The organism is Bradyrhizobium betae, from assembly GCF_050632175.1.
Lineage (GTDB): Bacteria > Pseudomonadota > Alphaproteobacteria > Rhizobiales > Xanthobacteraceae > Bradyrhizobium > Bradyrhizobium betae_B.
This window is the reverse complement of the sequence record NZ_CP192576.1, coordinates 650,014-671,710: the sequence shown is the minus strand read 5'-3', so window position 1 is coordinate 671,710 and position 21,697 is coordinate 650,014. Positions and strand designations below refer to the sequence as shown.

Annotated in this window: 15 protein-coding genes and 2 pseudogenes; 4 read left to right on the top strand and 13 right to left on the bottom strand. The window is 63.7% G+C overall.

Annotated features, from left to right (window positions below; all coding sequences use genetic code 11):
• The first annotated feature begins 36 nt into the window (after window positions 1-36).
• On the top strand, window positions 37-1,953 hold the full coding sequence (gene asnB, locus ACQ86E_RS03430; RefSeq protein ID WP_431204192.1) for an asparagine synthase (glutamine-hydrolyzing): 1,917 nt from the start codon (window positions 37-39) through the stop codon (window positions 1,951-1,953).
• 7 nt (window positions 1,954-1,960) lie between these two features.
• Here the strand turns inward: asnB and ACQ86E_RS03425 are convergent, their stop codons facing one another.
• Window positions 1,961-3,274 (bottom strand): aminotransferase class III-fold pyridoxal phosphate-dependent enzyme, encoded by a 1,314-nt coding sequence (locus tag ACQ86E_RS03425; protein WP_431204191.1) that lies wholly within the window; start codon window positions 3,272-3,274, stop codon window positions 1,961-1,963.
• A 148-nt stretch (window positions 3,275-3,422) separates the two neighbouring features.
• On the opposite strand from ACQ86E_RS03425, the gene ACQ86E_RS03420 reads away from it, so the two are divergent.
• Window positions 3,423-5,132 (top strand): hypothetical protein, encoded by a 1,710-nt coding sequence (locus ACQ86E_RS03420; protein WP_431204190.1) that lies wholly within the window; start codon window positions 3,423-3,425, stop codon window positions 5,130-5,132.
• 6 nt (window positions 5,133-5,138) lie between these two features.
• Here the strand turns inward: ACQ86E_RS03420 and ACQ86E_RS03415 are convergent, their stop codons facing one another.
• The 6 genes and pseudogenes from ACQ86E_RS03415 to ACQ86E_RS03390 all read right to left on the bottom strand — a co-directional run bounded on the left by ACQ86E_RS03415 (window position 5,139) and on the right by ACQ86E_RS03390 (window position 11,655).
• Entirely contained in the window at window positions 5,139-5,930 is a 792-nt protein-coding gene (locus tag ACQ86E_RS03415) for a glycosyltransferase family 4 protein (RefSeq protein WP_431206385.1), read from the bottom strand.
• A gap of 439 nt (window positions 5,931-6,369) precedes the next feature.
• Window positions 6,370-7,340 (bottom strand): annotated as a pseudogene (gene fcl / locus ACQ86E_RS03410) (GDP-L-fucose synthase).
• Window positions 7,321-8,406 carry a GDP-mannose 4,6-dehydratase gene (gene gmd, locus ACQ86E_RS03405; protein ID WP_431204189.1) on the bottom strand — a complete coding sequence of 362 codons (1,086 nt, stop codon included), beginning with the start codon at window positions 8,404-8,406 and terminating at the stop codon, window positions 7,321-7,323. Before gmd ends, fcl begins: the two are co-directional and overlap by 20 nt.
• Before the next feature lie 214 nt (window positions 8,407-8,620).
• The gene (locus ACQ86E_RS03400; RefSeq protein ID WP_431206384.1) at window positions 8,621-9,154 is read right to left on the bottom strand and encodes a D-glycero-alpha-D-manno-heptose-1,7-bisphosphate 7-phosphatase; all 534 of its coding nucleotides are present in this window, start codon (window positions 9,152-9,154) and stop codon (window positions 8,621-8,623) included.
• Window positions 9,155-9,227: 73 nt separating this feature from the next.
• The gene (locus tag ACQ86E_RS03395; RefSeq protein ID WP_431204188.1) at window positions 9,228-10,313 is read right to left on the bottom strand and encodes a hypothetical protein; all 1,086 of its coding nucleotides are present in this window, start codon (window positions 10,311-10,313) and stop codon (window positions 9,228-9,230) included.
• 118 nt (window positions 10,314-10,431) lie between these two features.
• On the bottom strand, window positions 10,432-11,655 hold the full coding sequence (locus ACQ86E_RS03390) for a phenylacetate--CoA ligase family protein (protein WP_431204187.1): 1,224 nt from the start codon (window positions 11,653-11,655) through the stop codon (window positions 10,432-10,434).
• Window positions 11,656-11,740: 85 nt separating this feature from the next.
• Between ACQ86E_RS03390 and ACQ86E_RS03385 the strand changes: the two genes are divergently transcribed.
• Window positions 11,741-12,892, top strand: a complete 1,152-nt coding sequence (locus tag ACQ86E_RS03385; protein ID WP_431204186.1) for an AGE family epimerase/isomerase — start codon at window positions 11,741-11,743, stop codon at window positions 12,890-12,892.
• A 3-nt stretch (window positions 12,893-12,895) separates the two neighbouring features.
• Here ACQ86E_RS03385 and ACQ86E_RS03380 read toward each other — a convergent pair whose 3' ends face one another.
• The 6 genes and pseudogenes from ACQ86E_RS03380 to ACQ86E_RS03355 all read right to left on the bottom strand — a co-directional run bounded on the left by ACQ86E_RS03380 (window position 12,896) and on the right by ACQ86E_RS03355 (window position 20,145).
• Entirely contained in the window at window positions 12,896-13,735 is an 840-nt protein-coding gene (locus ACQ86E_RS03380) for an ABC transporter ATP-binding protein (protein WP_431204185.1), read from the bottom strand.
• A gap of 145 nt (window positions 13,736-13,880) precedes the next feature.
• Window positions 13,881-15,163 (bottom strand): annotated as a pseudogene (locus tag ACQ86E_RS03375) (ABC transporter substrate-binding protein).
• Between the two features lie 44 nt (window positions 15,164-15,207).
• Window positions 15,208-16,281 carry a branched-chain amino acid ABC transporter permease gene (locus tag ACQ86E_RS03370; RefSeq protein ID WP_431204184.1) on the bottom strand — a complete coding sequence of 358 codons (1,074 nt, stop codon included), beginning with the start codon at window positions 16,279-16,281 and terminating at the stop codon, window positions 15,208-15,210.
• 3 nt (window positions 16,282-16,284) lie between these two features.
• Complete coding sequence (locus ACQ86E_RS03365) at window positions 16,285-17,178, bottom strand: branched-chain amino acid ABC transporter permease (RefSeq protein WP_015684822.1); 894 nt, start codon at window positions 17,176-17,178, stop codon at window positions 16,285-16,287.
• A gap of 217 nt (window positions 17,179-17,395) precedes the next feature.
• A complete protein-coding gene (locus ACQ86E_RS03360; RefSeq protein WP_431204183.1) occupies window positions 17,396-19,327 on the bottom strand; it encodes a long-chain fatty acid--CoA ligase in 1,932 nt (643 codons plus the stop codon).
• A complete protein-coding gene (locus ACQ86E_RS03355) occupies window positions 19,324-20,145 on the bottom strand; it encodes an ABC transporter ATP-binding protein (protein WP_431204182.1) in 822 nt (273 codons plus the stop codon). The genes ACQ86E_RS03360 and ACQ86E_RS03355 overlap by 4 nt, the downstream gene beginning before the upstream one ends.
• 338 nt (window positions 20,146-20,483) lie before the next feature.
• Here ACQ86E_RS03355 and ACQ86E_RS03350 point away from each other — a divergent pair, with 338 nt between their 5' ends.
• Window positions 20,484-21,158, top strand: coding sequence for a Crp/Fnr family transcriptional regulator (locus ACQ86E_RS03350; RefSeq protein WP_431204181.1), 675 nt, complete (start codon window positions 20,484-20,486; stop codon window positions 21,156-21,158).
• Window positions 21,159-21,697: the final 539 nt, after the last annotated feature.

Sequence of the window (21,697 nt, the reverse complement as noted above, 5' to 3'; positions counted from 1 at the left end):
TTCATCGCTTCCCCAAATCCGGTCCGTCCTGAGCGCATGTGTGGTATCGCCGGCATCTTCAATCTTGACGGCCGGGATGTTGACCCGGCCATTCTGACGCGGATGACCGACGTCATGATGCACCGGGGGCCGGATGCCGGTGAGATCTGGCGCGACGGCGCCGTTGGTCTTGGACATCGGCGGCTTGCGATCCGCGACCTCACCGCCGCCGGACGGCAGCCGATGAGCGATCCAAGTGGACGGATCACGGTCACCTACAATGGCGAGATCTACAACGAAGCGGAGCTGCGCTCCGAGCTCACGCGCGACTTCGGCTTCGTCTCTCGTTCTCACTGCGACACCGAGATCCTTCCGGCCGGGTATCTGGCCTGGGGTGAAAAGCTGTTCTCCCGCATCGAGGGAATCTTCGCCATCGGCCTCTGGGACAGAGCGGCCAAACGCCTGATCCTGGCGCGGGATCCCGTCGGCACCAAGCCGCTGTTCTTTTCCGCGATCGGCGGCGTCGTGCGCTTCGCGAGTGAGATCAAGGGACTTCTGGCCGACCCGCAACATCCGCGCGAGCTGGATGGCGAGGGGCTGCACCGATTTTTCGCGATGGGTTATGTCGGGCCGGCTGCGACGACGATGCGACATATTCGCCAGGTCGAGCCGGGATCGATCGTGGTTCACGACGGGGACGGCGAGGCATCTCGGCGCTTCTGGCAGCCGCACCGCAAGCAAAGCTTCCGAAGTCTCGACGATGCCGTCGAGTGCTTCCTTCCGCTGTTCGAGCAAGTCGTCAACGACCAGCTGATTAGCGACGTTCCGGTCGGGATTCTGCAGAGTGGCGGAATAGACAGCTCCTTGATCGCTTACTCCGTCGCAAAGCGGGGAAAGTTTCCGCTGATGACGGCATCGTTCGCCGAGCAGTCGCATGACGAAACGGCGATTGCTGCCCTGGTCGCGCAAGAGACCTCGATGCCGCACCGCATCGTCCCGGTCAGCGAGGACCCGCATCCGGCGGATACGCTGGCGCGCGTGGTTCATCATTTCGACGGTCAGGTCGCGGACGAAAGCGCCGGTCCGTTGCTGTTGCTGACGCAAGAGCTCCGTCGCAACTCCACGGTGGCGCTGTCGGGGGACGGCGCCGATGAGTTCTTCGGAGGCTATCCGACGTATCGGGCCTCACGTCTTGCCGGCGGACTGGGCGCTGCGATCCCGGCCGGCTTTGCAGGAGCGGTCGGAAAACTGCTTTATGCGGCATCGGGTGCCAACGAAAAACGGCTTCCTGCGACGGCTCTTCTTGCACGGTTCCTGCTCGGCATCGCGGCTGGCGGGCGTCACGCGCACGCCGAGTGGAGGCGATACATCCCGGACTTCATGCTTCCTGCGTTGTATGGACCCGGTCTTCGCGAACTCATCGACGTCAGCCCGATGGCCGGTTACCGCGCGGCGATCGATCGCGCCGACGGTCCCACAATGCTCGACCGATGCCTGATCTCGGATCAGACCTACCATCTGCCGAGTGGGCTGTTGATGAAGACAGATGCGATGAGCATGGCCAACAGCGTCGAGATCCGCGTCCCCTTCCTCGACCGGCGCATCATGGAATTTTCAGGGAGCTGCAGCCTCGACCTGGTGGTGCCGGCGCGGGGGCCGACCAAGCCCGTGCTGAGAAACGCGCTTCGCGGGAAGGGCGCTTCTGAGCGGATATGGAATGCACCCAAGCGCGGATTCAACAATCCGCTCGCCGGACTCTTGCGTGGGCCGCTGAGGCAGCTCTGTGACAACGTGTTCGACCGTTCGCGCGGCATCTTCGAGCCGTATCTGCAACCCGATGCGGTTCGCGATCTCTGGCAGAGCCACGCGAGCCAGACGACAAACCACGCCTATGCGCTCTGGCCGCTGTTGACATTCGCGCTGTGGCGGTCGGAGCTGGCGGGGGGCGATCTGTTCGTCAGGCGCGATCGATAGTGCGCGGTTACGTCAGCCGCTTGAATCCCGAATGCGCGACGGGGCCGCGCAGCAACTGCTTGACGGCCTTCTGGTCTACGGCGGTACGCAACTCGCGGAATACTTCCGTCACCGTCTCCAGATATCGATCGACATGGGCGTCGGTATGCGCCCACATCGCGTAGAACGAGCCGGTGGCAAGGATGCCGCGGTCCAGCATCATCTGCGTGAACAGCGTGCGCACCTCCTGGGCGTCAGGCAGGTCGAAGCCAAAATGGCCGAGCGGCGAGATGCCGGACACGTGCAGTGGCATGCCGGTCACCTGCGATGCCTCGGTCCAGCCCTTCTGAATGCGGGTTCCGATCCGCATCAGGTGGCGGGCGACATTCTGCTCGCGATGCTTGCGCAATGTAGCAAGCGCTGCAACCGGGCCGACACGCTCGGTCCACGCCGTCGAACTGACGAATGTCTCTTGTGCTGCGTCCATCACCGAGGCGCGGCCGACGATGGCAGCCATCGGAAAACCGTTGGCGATGGCCTTGGCGAACACGGCGATATCGGGATCGACGCCATAAGCGAGGTGCGCGCCGCCGGAATTGATGCGGAAGCCCGACGTCACCTCGTCGAAGATCAGCGCGGCACCGCTGCGGTCGGCGAGAGCTCGGACGCCCTTGATGAAGGCCGGCTCGGGTTCGCTGGACCGCACCGGCTCCATCACGATCGCGGCGAGTCGCTCGCCATGAGCGGCGACGATTGCCTCGATCTCCTCGAGATTGTTGAAGTGGAACGGGTGCATCAACCCAGCGAGGCCGCGCGGCACTCCCTTCGTGTCGAGGCCCGGCAGCAGGTGGCCGTCGAGCGCGGTGGTCTCACCGAGATTGGCGCTAAGATACCAGTCGTGCCAGCCGTGATAGCCGCAGAACGCTACCATGTCGCGGCCGGTCGCCGCACGAGCGATGCGCACCGCGATCGCCATCGCCTCGCCGCCGGCGCGGCCAAAGCGCACCATGTCGGCCCAAGGATGCGTTTCGACCAGAAGCTCCGCGAGTTCGATATCCTCAGCGCAATTCAGCGTCGACATCGAGCCCATATCGATTGCGGTTTTCACCGCAGCGTCGACGTCGGGATCGGCGAAGCCCAGAATGGTGGCGCCGATACCGCAATAGCTCATGTCGAGATAGGTCTTGCCGTCGAGGTCGGTGACCTCGGCGCCCTTGGCCGATTTGTAGTAGGTCGGCCACTGCTCGGGCAGGAACATTTCCGGCCGTTTTGAGAGCAATTGCGTTCCACCGGGCATGACATTGCGCGCGCGTCGGTAAAGCGTCTGGCCGGTGCTCGACATGAGATTCTCCTGCGCGGAAGGCAAGCGGTGGATACCGCAAGCTCTGCCGTCAGGCAAGCTGAGCGCAAATGGTGCTGTAAGCTTGAAATCCCCCTGCGATGCTGCAAGACAGGCCGGGGTCTGATCATGGGTGCAGAGGGGGATCATTATGGACGCTTTGGGACGTGACCGCAGCTTTGCTGCCTCGGGCGTCATTGTCCTCGCGGCCGTTATCGTTGCGTGGCTTGTGCTCTCGGTTATCGCTGTGACGCGACAGGGCACCTGGGCGGACGAGGCGGGCTACATCATCAAGTCCTGGTGGTATGTCAGCGGCGCGGTGAAGCCTTACAGCGCACTTGATTCGACCTGGTATCAGCCGCTGTTCTTCTACTGGCTCGGTGCGTGGCAGTGGCTCGCAGGCCCGGACATCGTGACCTCGCGCGTGCTCTCGCTTCTCCTCACGGCGGCAAATATCGCGCTGTTGGCAACCTTCCTGCGCCGGCTCGGCGGCACTGTCTGGCCGATCGCGCTGGCCGTCATCATCTATGCGTTGACGGAAGACAGCATCTTCTATTTCAACAGCGCGACGCCCTTCAGTCACGCCATCTTCCTGCAATTACTCGCATGGCACCTCCTGCTGTCGATGCAGGGGCGCGCAGGTTATCCGCTCGCCATCGCGCTCGGCGTCGTACTGACGATGACCTATCTGCTGCGTATCAATCTGGTGTCATTCATCGCGCTCAGTCTCGTGGTCGTATGGGTGCGTGCGGGGTGCGATCGCTGGCGCGTCTATGTCGTGACAGCGGCCATCTTCCTCGTCGTCTGGGTGACGCTCTCCTGGTTGTGGGGCAGTCGCTTCATCTACATCTCGTTGTGGGTTCCGCTGGTGACGGACCTGCTGGTCAATGCGGGCATTCTGCCGCGGCTGTTTCCGAATGCCTTCGGCTTCAGTCATCAGATCATTATCGAACAGCAACCCACGCTGCGCGCGCTGCTCGTATACGCCTTCGGTCGGGAGATATTGCGGGACTGGATTCTCGCGCATCACATAGTGCCGATCGCGGGGGTGGCGTTAGGAGCAATCGTTGCACCCATGAAACGGATCGCCAATCAGGGCTGGATGCTATTGTTCGTGGCCGCCTATTGCAGCTTGCTTGTGTTTCATCATCTTGGCGCCCAATCCTATTGCCCCATTTGCATCCAAGGATACGCCAATTATTTCGACTATCTCGGCGCACTGGCGGGCGGGCTGGCGCTCCAGGGCGTCCTCGAGCGCTTTTCCTTTACGCGGCGTGTGCGCGGGCTCGCTGCGGCAACGGTCCTCGTCGCCATTGTCACGGCGGCGGTGCAATCCTGGAGCTTGACGGGCGTCAACCGGTTGCCGTCGATCCGGCAGTGGGACGATCCGTTGCCGCGGGAGGTGAGGGACGTCAGCGCCGTGTTCGGGCAATCGCTGCCTCCACGTGCCTCGGTCGGTTTGGTCAGTCTCGATCCGCGGATTCCATTGGCGCTCGAGGAGGCCAATATCAGGGTTCCGCCGGTCAGCCTCAGCCTCACGTCGTTCTACAGGCAGCTCAAACCGGACCTGACACCCGAACAGCAGGCGCAGACCATCCGCGAGCTCGAAGATCTGTCGGCCTGGACCGACTCGACCGCCAGGCGCTGGATGACGAACGACTTTGACTGGCTGGTCGTGCAGCGGGCTCCCGAAAGATTTCCGCCTTGGCTTGTCTGGGCGCCTGGCGCGCCGCTGGTGAAGACCGGGCTTGCGGTCTGCTTTGAGCCGGCCGCAAAGCGCAGCTTCGATACGTTCACGCCGCCGCTTGCCTTCGAGATCTACAAGCGTGTTCGTCGTGGCAGTGAGTGCCTCGGCCAGTGATTTGCTTTAGCGGCGTGTGGCCGCACCGACGTCGCTGACGACCTGGCGATAGCGGGCTAGCGCAACATCCTCGCGGTATTTCTCGGCGATACCGGCGGCGCGAGCGCCTTTGTCCGTCGTGGCCTGCCGGTCACTCGCGGCCTCGCGAATTGCACGCGCGAGCTCGGCTGGATTTTCCGGCGGAACGACCCAACCGATCGCCTCTTCGCCGAGCACGAGTGCACCTTCCGAATTTCCTTCCGAGGTGACGACCACCGGCCGGCCCACTGCGAGGATGTTGTAGAGGCGGCTTGGGATCGAGACACCGGCGATATGCCGGCGATACGGAATGACCCAGAGATCGGCGGCCGACAGAAATTCGATTAGCTCGTCTTCGGGCACTGGCTGCAGGATCGTGACGTTATCGAGCCGGTCCCGGGCGTAGAGCTCGTTGAGTACATTCCAGCCGACGCCCCATCCGGACAGGATGAAATGGATGCCGGTTTCCTCGCGCAGCAAGCGCGCCGCTTCGTAGACCGTGACGGGGTCGTGCGTGAAGCCGAGATTGCCGGACAAACCGACGATGAATCGGGATGGGTCCGGCGCGCGGAAGCGGCTGGCAGGATCGATCTTGCGGTAGCCAATCGCGATCAGCGCCCAGTTCGGAATGAAGCGAAGCTGCTCCGCGACGACACCGCGATATTTCTCGATCAGCGGCGGCACGTCGCGTCCAATCACGATGATCGCATCGAGGCGCCGAAACAGCAACGTGTTGGCAAGACGGATGAGCCGGACTGCGAGCGAGTTGGAGCGCACCATGCCGGCCGCCTCGAGCGCTTCCGGATAGAGATCGTAGATCAGGAGCATGCTCTTTGCGCCGCGCAGCCTGGCAGCGAGGAGCACGGTGTAGGGCAGGGTGAACGGCGTCGTGACGCAGAACACGATATCTTCAGACCTTGCCCGCCGCAAGACCGAGAAGAACATCTGGGCCGCAAGCACGCAGATGGCGGCCGCCCGCTGGACGATTGCCGATTTGCGCGGATTCCAGCTCTTGAGTTCGACGATTTCCGGCTTGCCGGGTCCACCGGCCACGCGCGAACCTGGTGTTGCCGTGATCACGACAACCTGCCGATCCTTTGCAAGGTTCTCGGCGATCCTGCCGACATAGATCGCCGTCGTGGTCGGGTCGGGCGGATAGAACTGGGCCGCGATGATTAGTCTTGCCGGAGTATCCATGTGCGAGCGTGATCCTCGCCGGTCAAGCGTGAGGCTGTGAAAGCCCTTTGGCCCGGCTCTCCACGAGGTATGCCGCATAGGCGCGGCGCATGCCGTCTTCCAGCGAAGTCTTCGCGCGCCAGCCGAGCTTTGCGAGGCGGCTGACGTCGAGCAGCTTGCGGGGGTGCCGTCGGGGCGCGAGCTGTCGAAGGAGATCTGGCCGCTGTAACCGACGATTTCGGCCACGACACGCGCGAATTCTGCGATGGTGATGTCCTCGCCGGTGCCGATGTTGATCAGTTCCGCGCCGGAATACGTCTTCATCAGGTGCACGCAGGCGTCCGCCATGTCGTCGACATAGAGGAATTCGCGCCGCGGCGTGCCGGTGCCCCAGACCACGACGCTCCCGGCACCCGAAACCTTCGCCTCGTGGAAACGGCGGATCAGGGCCGCGACCACATGGCTGAGTTCAGGATGATAATTGTCGCCGGGGCCGTAGAGGTTGGTCGGCATCACACTGATGAAGTCACTGCCATACTGACTGCGATAGGCCTCCGCCATCTTGATGCCGGCGATCTTGGCGATCGCGTAAGGCTCGTTGGTCGGCTCCAGCGGACCAGTCAGCACCGAGTCCTCGCGCAGCGGCTGCGCCGCCAGCTTCGGATAGATGCAGGACGAGCCCAAAAACATCAGCTTCTCGGCGCCGCTCTGATGCGCGGCCTGGATCACGTTGGCCGCGATCGCGATGTTCTCGTAGATGAACTCGGCGCGCAGCGTGTTGTTGGCGACAATACCGCCGACCTTGGCGGCGGCGAGAAACACGACCTGCGGCCGCACTCTCGCAAACCAGTCGAACACGGCGGCCTGGTTGCAGAGATCGACCTCGCGGCGGTCCACCGTCACGAGCCTGACGTCCTCCTGCGCCAGCCGGCGCACCAGCGCGCTACCGACCATGCCGCGATGGCCGGCGACGTAGACGCTTCGGCCTTTCAGCTCAAACGGTGCGCTTGCCACTGGCCGCGTCCCGTTTTGCGTCCGCCAGATCGCTCGCCATCATCTCCTGGACGAGCTCGGCAAACGTCCGCTTCGGCTTCCAGCCGAGCACCTCGCGCGCCTTGCTGGCATCGCCGACGAGAAGATCGACCTCGGTGGGGCGGAAATAGGTCGGGTCGATCTTCACGACCGTCTTGCCGCTCTTCGTGTCGATGCCGGTCTCGTCGACGCCCTTGCCGCGCCATTCGATGCGGCGGCCGACCTGCGCGAACGACAGCTCGACCATCTCACGCACCGAGCGCGTCTCGCCGGTGGCGAGCACGAAATCGTCGGGCTTGTCGGCCTGCAGGATCATGTGCATGCCCTCGACATAATCCTTGGCATGGCCCCAGTCGCGCTTGGCTTCGAGATTGCCGAGATAGAGCGTGTTTTCCAGGCCGACCTCGATGCGGGCGACGCTGCGGGTGATCTTGCGGGTGACGAAGGTCTCGCCGCGGATCGGGCTCTCGTGGTTGAACAGGATGCCGTTGGCCGCGAACATGCCGTAGGCTTCGCGGTAGTTCACGGTGATCCAGTAGCCGTAGAGCTTCGCCACGCCATAGGGCGAGCGTGGATAGAACGGCGTGGTCTCCTTCTGCGGGATCTCCTGCACAAGGCCGTAGAGCTCGGAGGTCGAGGCCTGGTAGAACCGCGTCTCCTTCTCCATGCCGAGGATGCGGATCGCCTCCAAGAGCCTCAGCACGCCGATCGCGTCGGCATTGGCGGTGTATTCCGGGCTCTCGAAGCTGACGGCGACGTGGCTCTGGGCCGCGAGATTGTAGATCTCGGTCGGCCTGATCTGCTGCACCAAGCGGATCAGATTGGTCGAATCCGTCATGTCGCCGTAGTGCATCAGGAACGGCACGTCCCCGACATGCGGGTCCTGATAGAGATGATCGACCCGCGCGGTGTTGAACGAGGACGATCGCCGCTTGATGCCGTGCACGACATAGCCGAGCGCCAGCAGGTACTCGGCCAAATACGCGCCGTCCTGCCCGGTCACGCCGGTGATCAAAGCGACGCGCCTTTTGGAGTCTTGAGTATTCATAGCGTGTCCGGGCAACCTGCTTGGGATTGAGTGGGTTGCGTATCCTACTTTTCCCGTAGTGTCTTGTCTTCCAATGAAACTCAATCCTCAGAAAAATATCAACATTATTTCAATGAGTTAGATGGGCTTTGAGACGGAAAAGTGCCATAAGTCGATGCGCCAGACGAATCCGTCTGGTTCCCAAGGCTTGGCCAGAACCAAGGGTTTGGTCGCCTCAGCCGAGCTTCAGCGCCTCGCGCACGAACGTCGCGAGATTGCCTTCACGAAACAGCAGGCCGCGGATGCCTGCGGCGTGTGCCGCCTCCAGGTCGCGCGGTTGATCTCCAATCAGGATGCTCCGCTCGGCTGCGACGGGAAATCGCTTCATCAGGTCCAAGATCATACCGGGGCCGGGCTTGCGCCGGTCGCTGTCACGACGATAGCGCTCGATGACGGCCTCGGGATGATCAGGACAATATTCAAAAGCATCGATATGCGCGCCGATCGCGGCCAGCTCGTCGGCCATCCAGCAATGGAGGATGTGCACGTCGCTCTCCTCGTAGAATCCGCGCGCTACGCCCGACTGGTTGGTGACGACGAAGGCGAAGTAGCCAGCCTCGTTCACGAGCCTGACCGCCTCGCGCGCGCCGTCCATCCATTTGAACTTGCTGGCTTCGAAGAGGTAGCCCGCGTCGTGATTGAGGACGCCGTCGCGGTCGAAGAAGACGGCTGGGCGTGTCGTTGTCGTGGTCATGGGTCGCCGCAACAGGTGTTTACGGCCCTTGTTCGCCGTCCGGACGGCGGCTTGTCAAGGATCAGGACGGATTTGACGAGCGTCGGCGCTAAGTGGGCTCGGTTAGCATCATGGTGACGACCAACCTGCGGCCGTCGCGCACCATGCCGCCGCGGTGGATTCCGAAGGGGTCGAACAGGACAGCGTCGCCCTGGTCGCTGGTTACGCGCCATTCATTGTCGAGAATGGCGTCGGCATATTCGTTGCCGGCGGGCAGGTCGACACCGAACGCGGCCTTGCGCTGGAGGAATTTTGGCAGCGCGTTGAAAAGCCTGCGACTCTGCGGCTTGGTCGAGGACAGGCCGGCATAGTCGTTGGCGCGGCGGATCAGGCCGTCCCAGAACCTGCGGCTGGCACGATGCGTTCCCCGTGTATAGGTAAACGGACCATTGTCAGGCCCGACTTCGCTTACGTAGATGATGAACTTCAACAGATTGTAGGTCGCATCGACGTGGCAATAGTCGCACGGCGAGTCGGCGACGCCGACGTCGCGAAAATGATTTGCCCAGAAGGCGTCGGTCGGGTCGTTGATCTGTGGCACCACATGGGCGATCGCCACGGGACGGTCGAGATAAGCGCATGCGGCGTCAACAACACCAAGCTCGGACGCCAGTTGATTGAAATAGCCGTAGACCTCGGGGAAGATATCCTTATCGAGCCATAGCCGTGTTTCGTCGAAATGGCGCTGGTCGGGTGTCTTCTTGGCAAGTCGTTCCTCCAGCGTCTTGTAGTGCGGGGCGAGTAGTTCGCGGACGCGGCCGAGCTGTTCGGCCGACAGCTGGAAGCCGGCGATGCCGTCCCGGTTCAACGTGTTCAAGACATTCGTTCCGGCAGCGGTCGTTGGCTTCGCAGACCGAACCGTCAGTCGCCGAAGCCTCTGTGTCGCCACCAGTTGCAAATAGGTCGGCGAGCGACGCAGCAGCTCGGCGATCTTGCGCGACTTGTCCTTGGGGCGCGGCAGATGCTCGTAATCTGCCATCAGGCGGGCCGCGATGATCGCAAAGCCGGATGCGAATTTTGCCAGCGCTGCGGCGCGCTCACCAATGCCTGGTTTCGGGAAGGCCGTGCCGTAGGCAGGGTGATGCGGATAATCGATGACGGGCAGATGGTCGTAAGAATACGGGTGAGATTTCATGCCGCCGCCTCTCCGATAAGCGACCTCTTGTTCGGACGCTGGATGCGGCGTGTCATTGACGTCGATCAATGACGACGCGACCGGTTGACAGTCGCGATGGATTGACGGGAAGTCCGCGCTACCGCTCGTCCGCAATCACCTTGCCGTCGTTGGGGAGCGCGCCCGGGCTGACCAGCTCGACGCTGCCGCCGAGCTTGGTCACCGCGCGCAACGTGCCGGCGATCTCTTCACGCAAGGCGTCGCTTGCGGCCGCCGCTTCCGCCCTCAATGTCATCGCGTCACTCTCGCCCTGACGCGTGACGACCAGGCGCAGGCGTCCCAGCGCGGAGTGGCGCCTGCCGATCTCGGCGATCTGCTCGGGGCGGACGAACATTCCCTTCACCTTTGTGGTCTGATCGGCGCGGCCCATCCAGCCCCTGATGCGCATGTTGGTACGGCCGCATTGGCTTGGGCCCGGCAGTGCCGCGGTGAGGTCGCCGAGCGCAAGGCGAATCCAGGGATGATGCGGGTCGAGCGAGGTGACGACGATCTCGCCGACGTCGCCTTCCCCAACGGGATCGCCCGTGCCGGGCTTGACGATCTCCATGATCAGATCCTCGTTGACGACCATGCCGTCGCGCGCCGCGGTCTCGAAGGCGATGAGGCCGAGATCGGCGGTGCCGAAGGCCTGGTAGGCGTCGATGCCGCGCGCCTTGATCTCGGCCTGCAGCGAGGGCGGAAAAGCCGCCCCCGAGACCAGCGCGCGCTTGATCGAGGAGACGTCGCGGCCGGTGCTGGCGGCGGCATCGAGCAGGATCTTCAGGAAGTCGGGCGTGCCGCTATAGCCGACCGGACGGTAGGCCTCGATCAGCTCGAATTGCTGCTCGGTATTGCCGGGGCCGGCCGGGATCACCGCGCAGCCCAGCGCCCGCGCGGACGCGTCGAAGATGAAGCCGCCGGGGGTCAGGTGGTAGCTGAAGGTGTTGAGCACGACGTCGTCGGGACGGAACCCAGCCGCAAACAGCGCCCGCGCGCCGCGCCAGGGATCGGCCTGGCGCCCTTCCGGCTCGAAAATCGGGCCGGGGGAGGTGAACAGCCGGGCGAAAGACCCGGGGGCCGCCGCCACGAAGCCACCGAACGGTGTGGAGGCCTTGTGCAGGGCCGGCAGTTCCGACTTGCGCAGCACCGGCAGGCGCGCCAGCGCCGCCCTGGAGGTCACTGCGGCGGGATCGAGGCCCTTGAGCCGCTCCGCATAAGCCGGCGCGGCCATGGCGCTGCGCAGCACGTCCGGCAGGCGCGAAAACAGCTCGGCTTCACGCGCGGCCCGCTCGCGCGTCTCAAGGGCGTCGTAATGGGCTGTCATGGCTGGTCTTTCCGGGTTGGCATCCGTTGCACGCCGCCACCGGCATCGGTACAGACGGCCAGTGGCGGGGCTTGAAGAGGACGCGATGGCGGACGAAGGCATCATTGCGACGGATGAGGCGGCGGATGTCGTCGCACGCCTGAAACGCCGCATGATCGACGAGGCGCTGCCGCTGTGGTCGACCGCCGGCTGGGATCGTGAAGCGGGCGGCTTCGTCGACCGGTTGCGCCGCGACGGCACGGCCGATGCGGCCGCGCCGCGGCGCGTGTTCGTGCAGGCCCGCCAGATCTGGTGCTACGCCAAGGTGGCGCAGATGGGCTGGTACCCTGAGGGGCGCGGCATCGCGCTGAAGGGGCTGGAGCATCTGCTCAGCAAGGCGAAGGCGCCCGACGGCCGGCCGGGCTATGTGCACTGGTTGTCGCCGGAAGGTACGGTGCTGGATTCGCGGCGCGATGCCTATGACCACGCCTTCATCCTGTTCGCACTCGCGACGGTCTATACGCTCGACAAGGACGCGCAGGTTCGCGCCGAGATCGACGCCCTGCTTGCCTTCCTCGACGGCCATCTGCGCTCGCCGCATGGCGGCGTCCACGAAGGCCTGCCGGTGACGCTGCCGCGGCGGCAGAACCCGCATATGCATCTGTTCGAGGCGATGATCGCGTGCTTCGACGCGACTCACGATCTGTCGTTCCAGAACCGGGCGGGCGAATTCTTCGCGCTGTTCCTCGCCAATCTCTACGACAAGCAGAAACGCATCCTGACGGAGTATTTCGAGGAGGACTGGTCCAAGATCGAGCCGGTCAGTGTCGAGCCCGGCCATCAGGCAGAATGGGTCTGGCTTCTGAAGGGGTTTGAACGCATCACGGGTTGCCCGACCGGGCAACGCCGTGCCGAACTGCTGGCGACCGCGTTGCGCTATCGCGACGAGGCGACCGGCTGCCTCGTCGACGAGGGCGATGCTGCCGGCAACATCCGCCGCAGCACGCGCCGGCTTTGGCCGCAGACCGAGATGGCGAAGGCGTGGATCGCGCAGGCCGAATCCGGCGAGGCGGGCGCGGCGGACGAGGCGCGTGCGGCTTTGGTGCGGCTCGAACGGCATTATCTCAGCCATCCCGTCCGGGGCGGCTGGTACGACCAGTTCGATCGCGACGGTAAATCGCTGGTCGACACCATTCCTGCGTCGTCGTTCTATCATGTGCTCTGTGCAGTCACGGAAGCGGAGCAGGTACTGAGTTGAGTGTCACAGCCAGCGCTTGCGCCGCTTGAAGCTCTTGAGGTTCTTGAAACTTTTGCGCTGGTCACCGGCGCCGCCGAGATAGAATTCCTTGACGTCCTCGTTGTCGCGCAATTCGTCCGCGGTGCCGTCAAGCACGACCTTGCCTTGCTCCATGATGTAGCCGTGGCTCGCCACCGACAGTGCGGCGCGGGCGTTCTGCTCGACTAGCAGGATGGTGACGCCGAGGTCGCGGTTGATCTTCTGGATGATCGAGAACACCTCTTTCACCAGCAGCGGCGACAGGCCCATCGACGGCTCGTCCATCAGGATCATCTTCGGCCGCGCCATCAGCGCGCGGCCGATTGCGAGCATCTGCTGTTCGCCGCCGGAGAGATAGCCGGCAAGGCCGGTACGCTCCTTCAGACGCGGGAAATAGGAGAAGACCATGTCGAGATCGGAATCGACTTCGCGGTCCCGACGGGTGAAGGCGCCGAGCTTGAGGTTCTCCAACGACGTCATGTCGGAGACGATGCGCCGGCCCTCCATCACCTGGAAGATGCCGCGGCGGACGATCTTGTCGGGGTCGATGCCATTGATCCGCTCGCCTTCGAACACGATTTCGCCACGCGTGACCTCGCCATCCTCGGTCTTGAGCAGTCCCGAGATCGCCTTCAGCGTCGTCGATTTGCCGGCGCCGTTGGCCCCGAGCAGCGCCACGATCGCGCCCTTGGGCACATCGAGGCTGAGGCCACGCAGCACCAGGATGACGTCGTCATAGACGACCTCGATGTTGCGCACGGCGAGGAGAGGGGGCGCGGGGACGGCGGTGGGAGCGGCGCGAGCTGTTTCTGCGGTCTGAGTCATGTCTTACAAGTCTCCGCTGTCGTCGCCCGGCTTGACCGGGCGACCCAGTACTCCAGAGGCGCCTGGGATTCACGGAGAAGCCGCGGCGTACTGGATCCCCCGCCTTCGCGGGGGATGACATTTGCGCGTGAGGTGAGTGTTGCGCTCACCAACCCAGCAATTCCGCCTTGCGCGGCAGCTCGACCGTCTTGACCTTCTCCAGCTTGATCGCGCCCTTGGCCATGAGGTCGTTGAGGTCGCCGTCGGTCGCACCTGATATCTTGGTGCGATAGAGGTCGACCTTCAGCGTGCCGCGATGGTCCTTGTCGGTCCAGGTCGAGGGATTGCAGACGCCTTCCATGCCGGCCGGGACCCAATCCTTCTTCTGATAGAATCCCTTGCGGACGTTCTCGCCGGTGGCACCGCCGTTCTTGGCGGCCCAGTCGATCGCCTCCTTCATGTAGAGCGCCGAACAGACCGCCGCGATGTAGTGCACCGGGCGATAGACCTTGCCGGTGGGATCCGACATCTTGGAGATCTCCATCACCGTCTTCATGCCGGGTGCGTTGCCGCCCCAGCTGACCGCCGTGCGCAGCGGAAAGATCACGCCATTGGCTGCATCGCCTGCCGTCTTGGCGGCGTTCTCGTCCATGCCCCAGACATTGCCGAGGAACTGCACCTCGGCGCCGGCGGTCTTGCAGGCCTTCATCACCGAGATGTTGGAGGCCGCGGTGTTGCCGAGATAGGCATAGTTCGCGCCCGAGGATTTCAGGCTCAGGCACTGTGCGCTGTAGTCACCCGGCGCCAGTGCGAACACCAGCGGCGGCAGCACCTCGAAGCCGAGCTCGGTCGCCATGGCTTCGCCGGCAGCCTTCGGCGCGTTCGGATAGGGGTGGTTGGCACCCATGTGCACGAACTTCGGCTTGCCGGGCTTGCCCTTGGTTTTCCAGTCCTCGGCCGCCCAGATCAGCATCGCGCGCAGCGAGTCCGAGTAGCTCGGGCCGTAGAAGAAATTATAGGGAGCGGGCTTGGCCTTGCCGCTGATGCCTTCTGGATCGGTGAGGGCCGCGGCGTAGGAGCCGGAGATATCCGGGATCTTGTCCTGTGCGAGGAAGCCGGTCAGCGCCTCCGTGTCGGCGGTGCCCCAGCCCATGATCGCCGCGACCTTGGAGTCCGGCGCCGACCACTTCTTGTAGAGCGCGATCGCGCGCGGCACCTGATAGCCGTAGTCGTTGGTGTCGACATTGAGCTGCTTGCCGCCGACGCCGCCGTTCTTGTTGACCCAGGCGAAGGTGTCGGCGACGGCCTGCCCATAGGGGTGCCGACGTCGGATGTGCCGCCCGAGCGATCCTCGAGGTGGCCGATCGCGATCTGCGCTTGTGCCCCCGCCGAAAAAGCTGCGATGACGAGCGCGAGCGACGCGGTGCTCAAAAGGGACTTGGTCTTCATCGGTTCGTTCCTCCTTTTATGGTTTTTAAGTGAAGTTGCCGCACTCAGTGTGAGAACGGGTAGAGTTTCCAGTAAGCCTTGATCTGTCGCCAGCGATGCGCGAGCCCGTCGGGCTCGAACATCAGGAAGGCGATGATGATCACACCGATCGCGATTTCGCGCAGGAAGGTGAGGTTGTTGTTGAGCGACAGCGCCTTGTCGATCGCGCCGCCCTTCAGGTAGCCGCTGAGGAATTCCATCGTTTCCGGCAGCAGCACCACGAAGGCGGTGCCCATCAGCGTGCCCATGATCGAGCCGGTGCCACCGATGATGATCATGGCGAGGAACAGGATCGAGCGCTCGATGCCGAAACCTTCCTGCGACACCACCAACTGGTAGTGCGCATACAGAGCGCCGGCGATGCCGGCGAAGAAGGCGGCCAGCCCGAACGACAGCGTGCGATACTTGGTGAGGTTGATGCCCATGATCTCGGCGGAGAGATAGTGGTCGCGGATTGCCACCAGCGCGCGGCCGTCGCGGGTGCGCATCAGATTGGTGACGAGGATGTAGCTCGCGACCACATAGGCCAGCACGACGTAGAAATACTGCCGGTCGCCGCGCAGCGTGTAGCCGAAGATCGAGAACGGATTGGCGCTGGCCGGCACCGAGCCGCCGGTGAACCACTCCGCGCGCGAGAAGAAGTCGAGCAGGATATATTGCGCGGCGAGCGTTGCGATGACGAGATACAGCCCCTTCAGGCGCGCCGCCGGAATTCCGAAGATCAGCCCGACCAGCGCGGTGATGACGCCCGCGAGAGGGATCGCGAAGAACACCGGGATGTGTGCCTCGTTGGAAATGTAGGCCGAGGTGAAGGCGCCCAGCAGGAAGAAGGCGGCATGCCCGATCGAGATCTGGCCGGTGAAACCGACCAGGATGTTGAGCCCCAGCGCCGCGATCGAGAAGATGCCGATCTGAATCATGATGCTGAGCCAGTAGCCGCCGAGGAATTGCGGTACGAGGCACAGCGCCAGCACGCCGGCGATCGCAAAGTTGCGGCTGGTGGTGGTTGGGAAGATCGTGGTGTCGGCCGCATAGGAGGTGCGGAAATCACCAGCAGGGATGAGGGCAGGGCCGGCCATGGATCAGATCCGCTCGATGTCGTGGGTGCCGAACAGGCCGTAAGGCTTGATCATCAGCACGATGATGAGGACGTAGAACGGCGCGACCTCGTAGAGATTGCCCCAGTGCAGATACTCGCTGTCGACATATTGCGCGATGTTTTCCAGCAGCCCGATGATGATGCCGCCGAGCACTGCGCCGCCGACGGAGTCGAGCCCGCCGAGGATCGCCGCCGGAAACACCTTGATGCCGTAGGCGGCCAGGCCCGAGGACACGCCGTTCACCACGGCAACGACCACGCCTGCGACCGCCGACACCGTGGCCGAGATCGCCCAGGCCATCGCGAACACGCTTTTCACGGAAATGCCGAGTGATTGCGCCACCTGCTGGTTGAACGCGGTGGCGCGCATCGCGAGGCCGTACTTCGAGGCCCGGAAGAACCAGGCCATGCCGATCATCATCGCGACTGACACCACGAGGCTCATGACATAGACGGTCTGGATCTGGAGGCCGAACAGGCTGACCGACTGGCTCTCGAACACGCGCGGGAACGGCTGCGGGTTGACGCCGAACATCCATTTCAGCGTCGCCTGCAGTACGGTGGAGAGGCCGATCGTCACCATGATCACGGATATGATGGGCTCGCCGATCATCGGCCGCAGGATCAGTACCTGGATCGCGATGCCGAACACGAACATGAACACCAGCGTCATCGGCATGCCGATCCAGAACGGCACCTGGTATTTGGCAAGCAGCGCCCAGCACACCCAGGCGCCGACCAGCAGCAATTCACCTTGCGCGAAATTGACGACCTGCGTCGCCTTGTAGATCAGCACGAACGACATCGCGACCACGCCATAGAGCGTGCCGACCACGAGGCCGTTGACCAGGAGCTGGATGAGGAAGGCGGTGTTCATGAAGTGATGCTCGCTGAAAAATCAGGCGCGCTCTTCCCCTCTCCCCTTGTGGGAGAGGGTGGCTTCGCGAAGCGAAGACGGGTGAGGGGTTGTCTCGGCAGTAATGGTGCGGAGAGAGGACCCCTCACCCGAGTGAGTGTGTGGTTGATGGCGGAGATGCCCTCTCCCACAAGGGGAGAGGGCGCATCGACTCGCGGCGCTCTCTGCTGAAGCAAAGTCACTCCGCCGCCTCCGCCAAATGCCCGTGCCCACCCATATCAACCACCCGTAGCGTCGTGCGGACGCGCTGCGTGGTGCCGTCCTGGAAGCGGATCATTGTGTCGACGGGGATATCGGCATCGCCGCGATAGATCGCGTCGATGATGCCTTCGTATTTCTCGTTGATGACGCTGCGGCGCACCTTGCGTGTGCGGGTGAGCTCGCCGTCGTCGGCGTCCAGCTCCTTGTACAGCAGCAGGAAACGCGAGATGCGCTGCGCCGGCGGCAGGGTGGCGTTGACGGTCTCGACTTCCTTCCGGAGGACAGCATAGACCTCGGGGCGCGAGGCGAGGTCGCTGTAGGTGGTGAAGGAGAGGCGGTTCTTCTCCGCCCATTTCGAGATGATGGAGTAGCGGATGCAGATCATGGCGGCGAGCGCGTCGCGGCCGGCCCCGAGCACCACGGCTTCCGCGATATAGGGCGAGAATTTCAGCTTGTTTTCGATGAACTGCGGCGAGAATCGCTCGCCGCGCGAGGTTTCGGCGAGATCCTTGATGCGGTCGATGACGACGAGCTGGCGGTCGGCGTTGAAATAGCCGGCATCGCCCGACAGCATCCAGCCGTCCTTGATGTCGGCCACGCTGGCCTCGGGGTTCTTGTAATAGCCGAGGAACATGTTGGGGTGCCGCACCACGATCTCGCCGACGCCGTGGACGTCGGCATTGTCGATGCGGATCTCGACACTGTCGGCCATCGGCACGCCGGTCGTATCAGGATCGACCTTGCCCTCGGGATGCAGCGTGTAAGCGCCCAGCAACTCGGTCTGGCCGTAGAGCGTGCGCAGTGGCACGCCCATGGCCTGGAAGAACTTGAACGTCTCGGGCCCGAGCGCCGCACCGCCGGTCGCGGCCGAGCGCAGGCGGGTGAAGCCGAGGCGGTCGCGCAGCGCGCGGAACAGGATGGCGTCGGCAAAGCCCGAGCGCTTGCCCTCTGCGAGTGCGGCGAGGCCCGACTTCATGCCGATGTCGAACAGCCGCTGCTTGAAGGGCGTTGCGTCCATCACTCTGGCGCGGACGTCGGCGGCTATCGATTCCCAGACACGCGGGGCGAACAGCACGAACGTCGGCGCGATCTCGCGCAAATCGTTCATCATCGTCTCGGGCTCTTCGACGAAGTTGATCTTCATCCGGCAGAGCAGGCCTTTGCCGAGTACATAGACCTGCTCCATGATCCACGGCAGCGGCAGCACCGAGACATATTCGTCCTCCGGTCCCTTCGGATCGAAGGCGAGATAGGTCGCGCAATGGCCGAGCACGCGGCCGGCGGCGAGCATTGCGAGTTTTGGATGCGAGGTGGTGCCCGACGTCGTGCAGAGGATCGCGACGTCCTCGCCCTTGGTGGCATCCACGAGCTTGTCGTAGAGTTCAGGTTCGCGCGCGGCCCGCGCACGCCCGAGCTCGGCGAATGTCTCCGCCGACATCAGACGCGGATCGTCGTATTTCCGCATCCCGCGCGGGTCGGAATAAATGATGTGTTTGAGCCTTGGCACGCGCTCGGCCAGCGCCAGCAGCTTGTCGACCTGCTCCTCGTCCTCGGCAAAGACGAGCTGCGCTTCGCCATAGGTGAGGAGATAGGCGGCCTCCTCGTCGAGCACGTCGCGGTAGAGCCCGAGGCTGAGGCCGCCGATCGCATGGGTGGCGATTTCCGCAGCGACCCAGTCCGGCCGGTTGTCGCCGATGATGCCGATGACATCCCCGCGCCCCAGGCCCAGTTCGACGAGGCCCAGCGCAAAGTCGCGCACGCGTGTCTGATAGTCGTTCCAGGTGAACGGGCGCCACAGCCCGAGATCCTTCTCGCGCAATGCGATCTCGTTGCCGTGCTCTTTCGCATTGAGTCGGAGCATCTTCGGATAGGTGTCGGCCTGCGCGACGCGGCCCGCATAATCCATCATGCCGCGCTCTCCTGCGCCGGCGGAGCATCGTCGGGATCGACCAGCACCTCGTCCTCTTCGCCGAGATAGGCGCGCCTGACGTGGGGATCGGCGAGCACCGCGGCCGGATCGCCCTCGGCGATCTTGCGGCCGAAATCCAGCACCATGACGCGATGGGAGATGTCCATCACCACGCCCATGTCGTGCTCGATCATCACCACCGTCATCCCGAACTCCTCGTTGAGGTCGACGATGTAGCGCGCCATGTCCTCCTTCTCCTCGAAGTTCATGCCGGCCATCGGCTCGTCGAGGAGGATGAGGCGCGGTTCCAGCGCCATGGCGCGGGCCAGCTCCACGCGCTTGCGCAGGCCATAGGAGAGGGTGCCCGCGGGAGCCTTTCGCACGGACTGGAGATCGAGGAAGTCGATGATCTCCTCGACCTTGCGGCGATGTTCGAGCTCTTCCTTGCGCGCGCCGGTGAACCAGTACAGCGAGCCCGTGATGAAATTGTTCTTCAGGAGGTGATGGCGGCCGACCATGATGTTGTCGAGCACGCTCATGTGGTGGAACAGCGCCAGGTTCTGGAAGGTGCGGCCGATGCCGAGCGAGGCGCGGGCGTTCGGCGTCAGGCCGGTAATGTCGCGATCCCCGTAGAACAGCTTGCCTTCGGTTGGCTTGTAGCGACCGGAAATACAGTTCACGATCGAGGTCTTGCCGGCCCCGTTCGGACCGATGATCGAGAAAAGCTCGCCGTCCCTAATGGCGAAGCTGACGTCGGTCAGCGCCCGGACGCCGCCGAATCGCAAGGACACGCCGCGCACTTCAAGACTGGTAGCCACCAAACAAATCCCTCCCGGTGATGGCGCGTTCAGGGGCGCTCTTCGTCGGTTCCTCTCGGTGCGATCCTAGTACGGCCATGCCGGTGAGGCCATGCAGCAGATGGTCTCCACGGTAAGCCGTGCCTCTCTCATTCCCGCTTGGGATCAAAAGCCGCATCGCCCGAGGTGGCCCTCAATAGGGGAAAGCGCTATTTTGGAATGTCTCCCGGCTGACAATTCTGCGACAAAGTTTTTCGGGTGGCCCGGCCTTCGTCTTTCGTCGGATGGCTGTTGGATCGATCTGTTGCAATGCAGCAGAAGGCGTGGGGTGACGACAAGGTGCGGCTGGCTTCGGGATCATGATTTCAGAGGATCAACTGAAGCGCGTCGCCGCCTGGTCGCGCGAGCTCACGCCGGCCGAGATCGAGGTCGCTCGCGCAGGCATTACGGAGCGGTCCTATGGCACCGGAGAGACCGTTTTCATGCGCGGCGACACCTTCGATTATTGGGCCGGCATGGTCTTTGGCCTCGCCCGGATGGGCGGGGTCTCGCGCGACGGCAAGGAGACGAGCCTTGCCGGCCTCACGGCAGGGGCCTGGTTCGGCGAGGGCAGCGTTCTCAAGAACGAGCCGCGCCGCTACGACGTGGTCGCGCTGCGGAGCAGCCGCGTCGCGCTGATGGAACGCAGCGCCTTCATGTGGCTGTTCGAGAACAGCGTCGGCTTCAACCGCTTCCTGGTGCGCCAGCTCAACGAGCGGCTCGGCCAGTTCATCGGCATGCTCGAGGTCAACCGCACGCTGGATGCCACCGCGCGCCTGGCCCGCAGCATCGCCTCGCTGTTCAACCCGATCCTCTACCCGGAATCGACCGCGCATCTGGAGATCACCCAGGAAGAGATCGGTGCGCTCTCCGGCATGTCCCGCCAGAATGCCAACCGCGCGCTGAACCTGCTTGAGAAGGAGGGGCTGCTCCGGCTCGAATATGGCGGAGTCACCATCCTCGATGTCGAGAAGCTGCGCGGGTACGGGGATTAGCCAGTAGGATGGGTAAAGCGCCAGCGAAACCCATCAATCCGTTGCCGATGACGAAGCATGACGGGTTTCGCAAGGGCTCAACCCATCCTTACGTGTGCTGAACTACAAACGGAAATCAAACAGAAATGTCCAGTTACAATGGGCGTGCTTACATTGCACGTCGCGCAAGATGCGTCGCGAGGCAATGAGGAGTCCAACAGAATGGTGGAATGTTTTACGCGACGCGGAGTTTTTGCGATTTTTGCCGGCGCAGCAACTCTCGTCATGAGTCAGGCTGGCGCCGAGGCGCAGCCGTTTCCTCCGCCTCCACCCGGACCTCCTCCTCCGCCGGGCATGCGACGGCCGCTACCACCTCCGCCTCCTCCGCCGCGTCGACGATGGCGTCGTCGGTTGCCGCCTCCGCCCCCGTATCCACCGCCGCCTCCATTCCCGCCGCCGCTTCGGTGAGAGGCAAGGCAGGTCGGATCAACTCGCGGCTGCCGTGGATTCCGCTCCGCAAGCGCGGAAGCCATCGCCGAGATCGGCGCGTAGGATGGTAG

Bases quoted from the DNA above. Each gene is read 5' to 3' on its own strand.
- asnB (WP_431204192.1), top strand. From the start codon at position 37: ATGTGTGGTATCGCCGGCATCTTCAATCTTGACGGCCGGGATGTTGAC.
- ACQ86E_RS03425 (WP_431204191.1), bottom strand. From the start codon at position 3,274: ATGTCGAGCACCGGCCAGACGCTTTACCGACGCGCGCGCAATGTCATG.
- ACQ86E_RS03420 (WP_431204190.1), top strand. From the start codon at position 3,423: ATGGACGCTTTGGGACGTGACCGCAGCTTTGCTGCCTCGGGCGTCATT.
- ACQ86E_RS03415 (WP_431206385.1), bottom strand. From the start codon at position 5,930: ATGGTGCGCTCCAACTCGCTCGCAGTCCGGCTCATCCGTCTTGCCAAC.
- gmd (WP_431204189.1), bottom strand. From the start codon at position 8,406: ATGAATACTCAAGACTCCAAAAGGCGCGTCGCTTTGATCACCGGCGTG.
- ACQ86E_RS03395 (WP_431204188.1), bottom strand. From the start codon at position 10,313: ATGAAATCTCACCCGTATTCTTACGACCATCTGCCCGTCATCGATTAT.
- ACQ86E_RS03390 (WP_431204187.1), bottom strand. From the start codon at position 11,655: ATGACAGCCCATTACGACGCCCTTGAGACGCGCGAGCGGGCCGCGCGT.
- ACQ86E_RS03385 (WP_431204186.1), top strand. From the start codon at position 11,741: ATGGCGGACGAAGGCATCATTGCGACGGATGAGGCGGCGGATGTCGTC.
- ACQ86E_RS03380 (WP_431204185.1), bottom strand. From the start codon at position 13,735: ATGACTCAGACCGCAGAAACAGCTCGCGCCGCTCCCACCGCCGTCCCC.
- ACQ86E_RS03370 (WP_431204184.1), bottom strand. From the start codon at position 16,281: ATGGCCGGCCCTGCCCTCATCCCTGCTGGTGATTTCCGCACCTCCTAT.
- ACQ86E_RS03365 (WP_015684822.1), bottom strand. From the start codon at position 17,178: ATGAACACCGCCTTCCTCATCCAGCTCCTGGTCAACGGCCTCGTGGTC.
- ACQ86E_RS03360 (WP_431204183.1), bottom strand. From the start codon at position 19,327: ATGATGGATTATGCGGGCCGCGTCGCGCAGGCCGACACCTATCCGAAG.
- ACQ86E_RS03350 (WP_431204181.1), top strand. From the start codon at position 20,484: ATGATTTCAGAGGATCAACTGAAGCGCGTCGCCGCCTGGTCGCGCGAG.